Here is an 11687-nt window from a genome sequence, read left to right as displayed (position 1 = left end):
GATTCGAACCTCCGACCGCTCGGTTCGTAGCCGAGTACTCTATCCAGCTGAGCTACGGATGCATCGTCAATTTTCTATGTTCTGTTCAGGTGCTGTCGCTTGCCTGATTTTCCAGAATTCAATACCCGATAAATTGTGATATTTAATATGGTGCATCCGGGAGGATTCGAACCTCCGACCGCTCGGTTCGTAGCCGAGTACTCTATCCAGCTGAGCTACGGATGCATCGTCAATTTTCTATGTTCTGTTCAGGTGCTGTCGCTTGCCTGATTTTTCAGAATTGAATATCCGATAAATCGGATATATCTAATATGGTGCATCCGGGAGGATTCGAACCTCCGACCGCTCGGTTCGTAGCCGAGTACTCTATCCAGCTGAGCTACGGATGCATTGTCGGTTTTCAGTGTTCTGTTCAGGCGCTGTTGATTGCCTAACTGTTCAGAATTGAGATACCTAGTAAATCGCGGCTTTTAAAATGGCGGTGAGGGAGGGATTCGAACCCTCGATGCAGCTCTTAACCACATACTCCCTTAGCAGGGGAGCGCCTTCAGCCTCTCGGCCACCTCACCATACGCTTTAAAACTCTTGACTTAGGTTTTCGTTTTTAAGTTTTCACTTAACAACTCTTTTAAGCTTTACCTCTCAGACTTACTCAGAAGTTTTTCTTAAAACCGTTCGTCGTTGCGATGGCGCACATATTACTTTCCCAGCCTGATAAGTCAAACAATTTCTCACAACTTTTTTCTGTTTGAATACTTTACACACAAAACGCTTTGTTTAACGTCTAAAAGGCTGTTTTATCAACAGCCAAATTACCGAATCCATGTGAAGATTTATAGAAAAAATTATTCATCGCTATGACATCATGAATGAGGCCTTTTCAACAGATAGAAAATGAAAAGACGTGAGAGAATAGAATTAAGGTAACAAAAAGAGATAAATCGATGCGGTTTATGTAAGAAGGGAAGCAGAGTAGCGCCCAAGTTTTAAAAAAGCATGGACGCCATTCTTGAATTAAAAAGTTGTAGGCTGAGACTTCTCTGCCTGAATCCGTTGATAAATTTCTTCACGGTGAACAGAAACTTCCTTGGGCGCATTTACACCAATGCGAACTTGGTTGCCTTTAACTCCCAGTACTGTAACTGTTACCTCATCGCCTATCATGAGCGTTTCACCAACTCGACGAGTCAGAATAAGCATTCTTTGCTCCTTGAAAATTTAAAAGAGTCGGGTCTCTAGGTTTCCCCGCTATTATCCATCAAACACCGTGAAAACGTAAAGCTATGATATCTACTTAAAGTATAAGCAGTTTTGAACACATTTCCTATATGTATAGAATAGCTAAAATATAAGTATGTGCACAACATTTCAACAATTTCACAACTAAAAATATTTGGCACCATAAAAAGATTACTTCCATGGTGCCACTACTATCACTGCAATACCAACTACAACCGCAATGTGACCCACTCTTCTACACTGTCCAATGCGGAAGGAAGAGCTGCTGTATCTGTCCCGCCAGCCTGAGCCAGATCAGGACGACCTCCTCCTTTACCTCCAACTTGTTGGGCAACAAAAGAGATTAAATCGCCCGCTTTTATTCTAGCAGTCAAATCCTTCGTTATACCAACAATTAGGGTGACTTTATCACCAGTCACAGTAGAAAGCACAATAATTGCTGATCCTAGTTGATTTTTCAGATCATCAACCATTGTTCTGAGCATTTTTGGTTCCACATCACCCAACTGAGTTACCAGCAGACGCACACCCTGAATATCTTTTGCCTTATTAGCCAAAGAAGAGCTTTCCTGAGCTGCCTGCTGAGATTTCAGTTGTTGCAGTTCTTTTTCCAGCTGCTTCGTTCTATCCAGCGTAGCTTTAACTTTCTCGTTCAGGCTATTGATATCGCCCTTCACCAAATAAGCTATATCTTGCAATAAATCAGTCTGCTGATAAATAGAATTAAGTGCGGTTTGGCCTGTTACAGCTTCAATACGGCGAATACCCGCAGCTGTACCTGATTCACTGGTTATACGGAATAATCCGATATCGCCGGTATGGCTCGCATGAGTACCACCACATAGCTCAGTGGAAAACTCACCCATGCTCAATACACGCACTTTTTCATCGTACTTTTCGCCAAATAGTGCCATAGCACCCTTGGTCTTCGCCTCTTCCAAATCCATTACATCTGTAATAATTGATGAATTTTTACGAACTTCTTCATTCACCAAATTTTCTACCAGACGAATTTGCTCTGGCTTCATTGCTTCAAAATGGGAGAAGTCAAAGCGCAAATATTTATCATTGACCAAAGAGCCTTTCTGAGAAACATGTTCTCCAAGAATTTGGCGCAGTGCTGAATGTAGCAGGTGAGTTGCAGAGTGATTCAGACGAATGTTATTTCTGCGTGCCACATCAACTTCAGCGTTAACTGCTGTATTTACAGTCAGGCTGCCACTTATCAATTTACCAATGTGACCAATTGCCTGACCGTATTTTTGGGTATCAGTAACTTCAAATACGCCCTCAGTACCGGACAATTTTCCTGTATCACCGACTTGCCCACCGGATTCAGCATAAAAAGCAGTTTTATCAAGAATGATGATTGCTTCATCGCCTGCATTCAGGTGATCTACTTCCTCTCCATTACGGAATATCGCGGTTACAGAGGCTTCCTGAGAATCATGGTCATAGCCAGAAAAATCGCTTTGGCCATCAACTTTAATGACGTCATTATAATCAGTACCAAAACCACTGGATTCGCGAGCACGACGGCGTTGATTCTCCATCGCAGACTCAAAACCTTTTTCATCAACTTTGATATCACGCTCACGACAAACGTCGGCAGTCAGATCAAGAGGGAATCCATAGGTATCATAAAGACGGAAAGCTGTTTCGCCATCTAAAGTATTACCGGACAGTTTGGCCAGCTCTTCATCCAGTAATTGCAGGCCTCGCTCCAGAGTACGGGCAAACTGCTCTTCCTCTGTTTTCAGTACCTGCTCAACCAATGCTTGCTGACGCTGAAGTTCCTCGCCTGCGGCTCCCATAATTTTGATCAACGGAGCAACCAGCTTGTAGAAGAATGTCTCTTTAGCGCCCAGCATATTCCCATGACGGATAGCGCGACGAATGATACGACGAAGCACATAACCCCGGTTCTCATTCGATGGAATAACACCATCGCAAATCAAAAATGAGCATGAACGAATATGGTCGGCAATAACACGCAGAGATTTGTTAGTGAGATCAGTAGCACCAGTGACATCTGCTACTGAGGCAATCAGATCACGGAATGCATCAATTTCATAGTTGGAGTTGACATGTTGCAGTACCGCAGCCAGACGTTCCAACCCCATTCCGGTATCAACGGAAGGTTTTGGCAGTGGTTCCATTGTGCCATCAGCATGGCGGTTAAACTGCATGAAAACGATATTCCAGATTTCAATATATCTGTCACCATCTTCTTCCGGACTACCCGGCGGGCCGCCCCAAATATGCTCACCGTGGTCATAGAAAATTTCGGTACAAGGGCCACAAGGACCTGTGTCTCCCATTTGCCAAAAATTATCTGACGCGTAAGGAGCACCTTTATTATCACCAATGCGAATAATTCTTTCTGTAGGAACGCCGACTTCTTTGCTCCAGATCTCGTAGGCTTCATCATCTGTCTCATAGACAGTTACCCACAACTTTTCTTTTGGCAGGTTGAACCACTCAGCCCCGGTCAGCAATTCCCATGCGTAATTAATTGCATCCTGTTTGAAGTAATCGCCAAAACTGAAATTACCCAACATTTCAAAGAAAGTATGATGGCGGGCTGTATAACCAACATTTTCTAAATCGTTATGCTTACCACCAGCACGAACACAGCGCTGAGCCGTTGTTGCTCGGGTATAAGGCCTTTTATCCAATCCAAGGAATACATCTTTGAATTGGTTCATTCCTGCGTTGGTGAACAACAATGTTGGATCATTATTCGGCACCAATGAACTGCTTGGTACTATCTGGTGCCCTTTAGTTTGAAAAAAGTCAAGAAACGCTTGACGGATCTCAGCGGTGCTTTTGCTCATAATTGTCCCGAAATCAAGCTGAAAAACAGAATCATGGATGGTTGAAGTGATAAGTTTTATCACTATTTCAACTCACGAACAGGGTTAAGATAGAGTCTCTTCCATAAGAAGTAAAATTCCATATAAATCTATTCGCTTTTCAGCATTGTAATTCGTCTGAGCATTTTCTGAAAGTCTGTTTGTCAGACCTGTTCCGACGCCCCTGCTAGATAGATATTTATTCTCTCCATAAAAGAAAAAACCACACCCTTACAGGATGTGGTTTTTTCAGAGCTATTTGTAACCACAAAACTGTGGCACAGAAGAAATAACATCAAAACTCTTCGTTATTTACTTCTTCTGCATTGTCTTCATAATCAGTGACATAATCTTCAGCCGCGCTACTGAACCCACCAGCATTATTCAGCAATAATTCACGCAGTTTTTTATCCAGCTCAGATGCGATTTCTGGATGCTCTTTCAGATAATTTGTCGCATTGGCTTTACCCTGACCGATTTTATCACCGTTATAGCTGTACCATGCGCCTGCTTTTTCGACCATTTTGTGTTTAACACCCAGGTCGACAAGCTCACCATAAGTGTTAATACCTTCTCCGTACAAAATCTGGAATTCAGCTTGTTTAAATGGTGCTGCAACTTTGTTTTTGACTACCTTCACACGAGTCTCGCTGCCAACAACTTCATCACTGTTTTTCACGGAACCGGTACGGCGGATATCCAAACGAACAGATGCATAGAATTTCAGTGCATTACCACCCGTCGTCGTTTCTGGGTTACCAAACATAACCCCAATTTTCATACGGATCTGGTTGATAAAGATCAGCAGAGTATTCGAGTTTTTCAGGTTTCCGGCCAGTTTACGCATCGCCTGACTCATCATACGAGCCGCCAGCCCCATATGTGAATCACCGATTTCACCTTCGATTTCTGCTTTTGGTGTCAATGCAGCAACGGAGTCAACAACAATAACATCAACTGCACCAGAACGTGATAAGGCATCACAGATTTCCAGCGCTTGTTCACCGGTATCAGGCTGAGAACACAGTAAGTTATCAATATCTACACCCAGTTTTTTTGCATAAACCGGATCAAGGGCGTGTTCAGCATCGATAAAAGCACATGTTCTGCCTTCGCGCTGAGCAGCGGCAATAACCTGAAGAGTCAGCGTTGTCTTACCGGAAGACTCAGGCCCGTATATTTCAACAATACGCCCCATTGGCAAACCACCTGCCCCCAAAGCAATATCGAGAGACAGTGAGCCAGTAGAGATGGTTTCAACATCCATTGAGCGGTTTTCGCCCAAACGCATAATTGAACCTTTACCAAATTGTTTTTCAATCTGGCCCAGTGCCGCTGCTAGTGCCTTTTGTTTGTTTTCATCGTTAGCCATGTTTACTCCTTCGTAAGCAATGAAGTGAAGGGGGCTGCCCCACTGCTGATAAACCGTTTCTGATGCTACGTCTAATAAGACTCGTTGTTTAATAAAGCTATTTATTTAAAAAACAATGTTTATAAGACCACGTTCGTAAAGCAATTTATAAAGTCGGTGTGCTTTATAAGATCAATATGGTTTATACGACCAAAATACTGGAATCAATTATACTGTATAATCATACAGCATCAAGCTAATTTTTTACGATTTCTTCCAGTAATGTTTTTAAAGAAAAAATAACAGACTGGAGACGCACAGAATGACGGTCACCCATGAAAAGTCGGCGATATGATTTTGTATATCTCTTTGCGCCATCACGGACGGCAAACCCAAAGCAAACAGTGCCAACGGGTTTTTCTTCACTGCCGCCATCTGGCCCGGCGATACCACTGACTGAAACCGCAAAATCAGCCTTAGCAGCGTCTAATGCGCCCAAAGCCATTTCTTTCACAACCTGCTCACTGACTGCGCCTGACTCGGCTAATGATATCGGTGAAACACCCAGCATTTCACATTTTGAATCATTACTGTAAGTCACAAAACCACGATCAAAATAGGCAGAGCTTCCCGCAACATCTGTGATCACCTTGGCAATCCATCCTCCTGTGCAGGATTCTGCACAGGTAATAGACAGATTTTTCTGGCGTAACCTTTTCCCTAGTTCAATACTAAGCTGATTCAGGATTTTTTCATCCATAGTACGCCTTTAACTCTATAAGAAATTAATTTTTCCGAAGCAGATCCCAAATCCATAATCCGCCGATTGCTAAAGAGAATAATATCCCAAAGCCAATACCTATAGTAATAACGGATATTTTTAACATGATGGAAATTAAGTATAACCCCAGCATGATCAACATTGCGCTGTTTTCACCAAAATTCTGTACTGCAACAGCTTTACCAGCACCCATTTCATACTTCCCATGCTCCTGTAACAGCGCATTTAATGGCACAACAAAAAGACCACCACACAAACCGATCGTAATCAGGATTAGGTATGAATGCCATATTGAGTGTTGCAAGACAAAAATGATAACGATAACACCAATAAGTATTCCGGCTGGCATACAGCGACGCACTGTACTCAGCGTGATAAACCGTGCAGCTAATCCCGCTCCCGCAATAATACCGATAGCGACTACCGCATTCATCAAGGTTGGCGTTGTATTACCCTCAACGCCCAGAACAACGGGAACCCACGCAACCAGCAAAAAGCGCAGAGTGACCCCTGCTCCCCAGAACAGGCTGGTGCCTACCAAAGAGAAGCGGGTTTCCGAGTTATTCCAAAGGGAAGAGATTACCGAGATAAAATCCAGCAACATTGCTTTAAGATCCCAGCCTTTTCCCTGCCGGGCTGCCGCTAAACGGGGTATATACAAATTGACTATGACTGCTGTGCCATACATCACGGCACATATTCCTAATGCTATAAACAGGCTTATATCAGAAAGAAAACCGCCAACCACAGACCCAATCAGAATGGCTGCAATCGTCGAAGCTTCCATCAATCCATTGGCTTTGACCAGATGACTGCCGTCTGTCAATTCACCTAAAATACCATACTTGGCCGGAGAATAAGCTGCCGCCCCGATCCCCACAAGGGTATATCCCAAGAAAGGGTTCATATCAATGCAGATGCTGATAGCACCCAGCAATTTGATACCGTTGGAAAAGAGCATAACCCTGCCTTTCGGGAATCGATCAGCAATTTGCCCCACAAAAGGGGCACATACGATATAGGTCAGCACAAAAACAATTTGCAGAGCCGGCAGGCTCCATCCCGGATAAGACTCAGCTTTCAACTGAGCCAGTATCGCAAAAAATAAGGCATTGTCGGCAAAAGCGGAGAGAAACTGGGATAGTAAAACAGCCTTCATTCCCCGATTTAGCAATGGTTGTGTTTCCACAGTACCATTCATTTTTTTACTCCTGTTCTGCCATTTTTCTTAATGTGACAAAATCAGGTTTGCCACTGCCCAGCAGAGGTAATTGCTTTACATAACGAATATCACGTGGAACAGCCAGTTCAGGTATCCCGATTTGACGGGCGGTGAGCAACATCACACTTCTGTTCAGAACGGTATCTGTTGTAAACAACACCAATGCCTCACCTTTGCTTCTGTCACCCTTTGCTGTGACTGCATGCAGAGCTTCGGGCGAAATACGTAAAGCTATTTGCTCTACTGCTTCCAGGGAAACCATTTCACCTGCCAGTTTGGCAAAGCGCTTTACTCGCCCTTTGATCGTGCAGAAACCTTCTTCATCAATAGATACAATATCGCCTGTGTCATACCAGCCGGTCTGAATATTTCCTTCCGCATCTTCTGCCGTCGGCGGTTCAAGACTATCCGGCGCTTCAACCCGCAAATAGCCCTTCATCAGATTTGGCCCACGAACTTGCAGACGCCCGCCCTCTTCAATTCCCGGCACAGGTAATAAGCGAGTTTCCATACCCGGCAAAATTCTTCCTACTGTACCTACTTTAGCTGCCATTGGGACATTGATAGCGACAACAGGAGCGCATTCGGTCACGCCATAGCCTTCCAGAATCCGGATACCAAATTTATCCTGCCAGACACGCTTAGTCTCTTCCGACAGTTTTTCTGCACCAGCAACGACATAGCGCAAACGGGAGAAGTCATAAGGATGAGCATAGCGGGCATAATTACCCAGAAAAGTTGAGGTTCCGAACAGAACAGTACAGTTCTGATCATAGACAACTTCAGGAACAACACGATAATGCAGCGGATTCGGGTAAAGGAATACACGGCTTCCTGACATCAGGGGCGTGAATAACCCGACAGTCAGCCCAAACGCATGGAACAAAGGCAAAGACGACATAAAACGATCCTGTGGAGTAAAATCAGCAATCGTTTTAATTTGCTCAACATTTGCCAGTAAGCTGATATGGCTGTGAACAACGCCTTTCGGTGCTCCTTCAGACCCCGAAGTGAACAGGATGAGTGCATCATCCTCTGGTTTCTGCGAAGGCAAAGCTGCTTTTGCAGGAAAAAACAAATGCCAAAGCACCCACAATTTATCTTCCCACGTAATAGTCTCTTTCAAATCTTCGAGATATACCCAATTCGCTTCTGTTACCTGATCTGGTAGATGCGTCAACTGACTTTTCTCAAGAAACTGGCGGGAAGTGACGATTGTTTTAATAGTCGCTGCTTGTATCGCATTTTTAATGCCACTACTTCCTGCCGTATAGTTCAGCAAAGCGGGGACTCGCCCTCTCAGTGACGCACCATATATTGTGGTTGCCATAACTGTGGCATTAGGCAATAAAAGCCCGAGCCTTTCACCTTCCTGAGTAAAACGTTCTAAAATCCGGCTAAAGCCCAATATCTTTTTCAGAAATGTATGGTAGCTATCTTCTTTCAGTGCAATATCTTCAATACAGGGTTTAAAACGCCCGAAACGCTTCTGGGCAGTGAGATACGCACTGAATAACGTTTCTTTCGGACGAGTCTGCATCCTCACATCCATCATAACAGCATGCAGTCTCTCTCCTGCCAGACGGCGACGACTGTTAGAATCCGGCGCATCAGGCATTGGGAAATCCATTGCAGGTAAAATCCGGATGGTGACTTTAGGGAACCAATGCTGCTTCATGACGCCTCTTAACCGCCCGAAAACGCTTTGTTCCGCCCCATCAATACGGATAGGCACAATTTTTGCGTCTGACTTCGCCGCAATAAATGCTGCACCATCGTAGATTTTCATCAGGGAGCCCGTTACCGTGATCCGACCTTCAGGAAAAATCACTATCGGGCGACCTTTATCAATTTCCTTAACCAGCGTCCTGATTGCCATCGGATTGTTTGGATCCAGAGGCACGACATCAGCAAAAGGTTTAATAAATTTGAGAAAACCCTTTGTCGCAATATTGGAATAAATGGCAAATACGGGTTTTCCCGGCAGGAAAAGCCCTATCAGGAGCCCATCAAGAAAGGAAATATGATTGGGTGTAATAATACATTTAGGGTGTTTTAAATGTTTATCGTCACCTTCGACTGTCACTCTGAAGAATACACGTACAAGTAATCTCAGAACCTTTAAGAGTATATCCATATCTCAATCCATATATCTCAATATAAATAATTAAATAAAATTAAAGTGAGTGAGTAAGTAGAATGATACTATAAGAGGTATAAATGATCTGAGATACAGGATTTATTAGTCTTATAATAAATAAGCGTAAAAATAAAAAAATATATCAAATTATCTGTTTATATTGACTCAATATAGAGCTTTGAATTTCAAGAACGATATTTTCTATCGATAAGGTCGCATCCACGATGAGGTGCGCACATTCACGGTACAGTTGTTCCCTCTCTGCCAGTACTTCGGTTATTTCTTCTGTTATGGATTTTCCGGTCAGGCTGGGACGCTGTGAATTCTCCGGATTAAGAGAAAGCCGCTCTGCTAAAACGGAAGCGGGTGCCTGCAAATAAACCACAATACCGTTTTGCCGCATATACTGCCGATTTTCTGCTGCCAACACCATTCCGCCACCGGTAGACACTACTCTGTTTTGCCGGCTAACAGCTTTCAGTATTTCACTTTCCAATTTTCTGAAATAGTCCCAGCCACGCTGTTCAACAAGCTCAGCAATTGTCATTCCACAAGAAATCTGGACATCCTCATCAGTGTCAACAAATTGATACGATAATACTTCAGCCAACAAATTACCTATTGTCGTCTTCCCTGCACCTCGTGCACCCACGATAAATAGAGTCTGTTTCATTTAGTTGCGTTCCTGAAGTTTTGTGTTGTTAAACCTGAATACAAAGTATAGTAACTAAACATTTACACCAATGTAAAAAATATATTTTCTTGTATATAAAAAGCCACACTTTACATTAAGTGTGACTTACTCTGATTTAAATATTACTTAAAAGAGAATATTGTCATTATCGACGGGAAAGGTAATCCCCGTAACCAATCCATTTATAAGTCGTCAGGGCATCCAGCCCCATCGGGCCTCTGGAGTGTAGCTTCTGAGTACTGACAGCTACTTCAGCGCCTAAACCAAACTGACCACCATCAGTAAAGCGAGTGCTTGCATTTACATATACAGCCGAAGAATCAACACGATGAACAAAATAATCCGCATGTTGTAAACACTCCGTCAGAATGGCATCCGAATGGGCTGTCCCGTAATGACGTATATGCTCAATTGCTTTATCAATATTGCTGACAATTTCCACATTCATATCCAAAGAAAGCCATTCATCACAATAGTCTTCTTCTGTCACTGCAACCACTTTTGCCGGGCCATTCTTTAACAGTGCCATTGCTGAAGCGCTTGCATGCAGTGTTACGCCCTGCTCTTTCATTCTGGCACTCAGTTCCGGCAGGAAATCAGCGGCTATTTTTTCATGTACTAGCAAAGTTTCCAGTGCGTTGCATGCGCTTGGGCGTTGAATTTTAGCATTGGTAATAACTTCCAGCGCTTTTTCAAAATTCACATGCTCATCCACAAACGTGTGGCAAACGCCAATTCCTCCGGTGATTACTGGAATAGTGGATTGCTCACGGCAAAGTTTATGCAAACCGGCTCCACCACGTGGTATCAACATATCGATATAGCGATCCATTTTCAGCATTTCGGCAACCAGCTCACGATCTGGTTTATTAATCGCCTGTACTGCTGAGGCTGGCAAGCCACTTTGTTCCAGCGCCTGCTGAATGACTTTAACCATTGCCTGATTGGTATGATGAGTTTCTTTACCACCACGTAATATCACTGCATTCCCTGTTTTCAGGCACAGTGATGCTACATCAATCGTAACGTTGGGGCGGGCTTCATAAATCACCCCAATAACCCCAAGGGGAACACGGCGGCGGCTCAATTGCAGCCCGCTATCCAAAAATTGCCCGTCAATCACCTGACCAACCGGATCTGCCAGACGGCAAACCTGACGAACATCATTGGCAATCGCACCCAAGCGCTCAGGAGTCAGTAATAAGCGATCAAGTAATGCGTCATTCATGCCCTGTTTGCGGGCCTGTTCCATATCCTGCTGATTCGCTGTGAGGATCACTTCTGCTTCTTTTTCAAGTAAATCAGCAATGTGATTCAGCGCCTGATTTTTCTGACTAGTACTTAATTGAGCCAGTTGCCATGATGCTGCCTTGGCTGCTTTTCCCATCTGCTCTAGCATGGTGGA

8 protein-coding genes and 3 tRNA genes are annotated in these 11687 nt (G+C 43.7%); all 11 read right to left on the bottom strand.

The features are described from left to right. Nucleotides 1-148 precede the first annotated feature (148 nt). A tRNA-Arg gene (locus AAC855_RS17225) sits at nt 149-225 on the bottom strand. Between the two features lie 87 nt (nt 226-312). Beyond that, nucleotides 313-389, bottom strand: a tRNA-Arg gene (locus AAC855_RS17220). An 87-nt stretch (nt 390-476) separates the two neighbouring features. Next, nucleotides 477-569 (bottom strand) — tRNA-Ser (locus tag AAC855_RS17215). 445 nt (nt 570-1014) lie between these two features. Next, nucleotides 1015-1200 carry a carbon storage regulator CsrA gene (csrA, locus tag AAC855_RS17210; RefSeq protein WP_010845367.1) on the bottom strand — a complete coding sequence of 62 codons (186 nt, stop codon included), beginning with the start codon at nt 1198-1200 and terminating at the stop codon, nt 1015-1017. Between the two features lie 248 nt (nt 1201-1448). Continuing rightward, nucleotides 1449-4076 carry an alanine--tRNA ligase gene (alaS, locus tag AAC855_RS17205; protein ID WP_340611222.1) on the bottom strand — a complete coding sequence of 876 codons (2628 nt, stop codon included), beginning with the start codon at nt 4074-4076 and terminating at the stop codon, nt 1449-1451. A 313-nt stretch (nt 4077-4389) separates the two neighbouring features. Beyond that, nucleotides 4390-5466 (bottom strand): recombinase RecA, encoded by a 1077-nt coding sequence (gene recA, locus AAC855_RS17200; protein WP_340611220.1) that lies wholly within the window; start codon nt 5464-5466, stop codon nt 4390-4392. Between the two features lie 235 nt (nt 5467-5701). Then, nucleotides 5702-6205 carry a nicotinamide-nucleotide amidase gene (gene pncC / locus AAC855_RS17195; protein WP_340611219.1) on the bottom strand — a complete coding sequence of 168 codons (504 nt, stop codon included), beginning with the start codon at nt 6203-6205 and terminating at the stop codon, nt 5702-5704. Between the two features lie 25 nt (nt 6206-6230). Then, nucleotides 6231-7427, bottom strand: coding sequence for a lysophospholipid transporter LplT (gene lplT / locus AAC855_RS17190; RefSeq protein ID WP_340611217.1), 1197 nt, complete (start codon nt 7425-7427; stop codon nt 6231-6233). Nucleotides 7428-7431: 4 nt separating this feature from the next. Beyond that, complete coding sequence (gene aas, locus AAC855_RS17185; protein ID WP_340611228.1) at nt 7432-9579, bottom strand: bifunctional acyl-ACP--phospholipid O-acyltransferase/long-chain-fatty-acid--ACP ligase; 2148 nt, start codon at nt 9577-9579, stop codon at nt 7432-7434. A gap of 151 nt (nt 9580-9730) precedes the next feature. Continuing rightward, nucleotides 9731-10261: a shikimate kinase AroL gene (gene aroL / locus AAC855_RS17180; RefSeq protein ID WP_340611216.1), complete on the bottom strand. Its 531-nt coding sequence runs from the start codon at nt 10259-10261 to the stop codon at nt 9731-9733. Between the two features lie 166 nt (nt 10262-10427). Next, nucleotides 10428-11681 (bottom strand): glutamate-5-semialdehyde dehydrogenase, encoded by a 1254-nt coding sequence (gene proA, locus AAC855_RS17175; protein ID WP_340611214.1) that lies wholly within the window; start codon nt 11679-11681, stop codon nt 10428-10430. Between the last annotated feature and the right edge of the window lie 6 nt (nt 11682-11687).

It is taken from the genome of Xenorhabdus bharatensis, assembly GCF_037996705.1.
In the GTDB taxonomy this organism is placed as follows: Bacteria; Pseudomonadota; Gammaproteobacteria; order Enterobacterales; family Enterobacteriaceae; genus Xenorhabdus; species Xenorhabdus bharatensis.
This window is presented reverse-complemented; position numbering and strand designations above follow the sequence as displayed.

What these genes read in the sequence shown, in the direction of transcription:
- csrA (WP_010845367.1), bottom strand. Translation starts at nt 1,200, where the DNA reads ATGCTTATTCTGACTCGTCGAGTTGGTGAAACGCTCATGATAGGCGAT.
- alaS (WP_340611222.1), bottom strand. Translation starts at nt 4,076, where the DNA reads ATGAGCAAAAGCACCGCTGAGATCCGTCAAGCGTTTCTTGACTTTTTT.
- recA (WP_340611220.1), bottom strand. Translation starts at nt 5,466, where the DNA reads ATGGCTAACGATGAAAACAAACAAAAGGCACTAGCAGCGGCACTGGGC.
- pncC (WP_340611219.1), bottom strand. Translation starts at nt 6,205, where the DNA reads ATGGATGAAAAAATCCTGAATCAGCTTAGTATTGAACTAGGGAAAAGG.
- lplT (WP_340611217.1), bottom strand. Translation starts at nt 7,427, where the DNA reads ATGAATGGTACTGTGGAAACACAACCATTGCTAAATCGGGGAATGAAG.
- aroL (WP_340611216.1), bottom strand. Translation starts at nt 10,261, where the DNA reads ATGAAACAGACTCTATTTATCGTGGGTGCACGAGGTGCAGGGAAGACG.
- proA (WP_340611214.1), bottom strand. Translation starts at nt 11,681, where the DNA reads ATGCTAGAGCAGATGGGAAAAGCAGCCAAGGCAGCATCATGGCAACTG.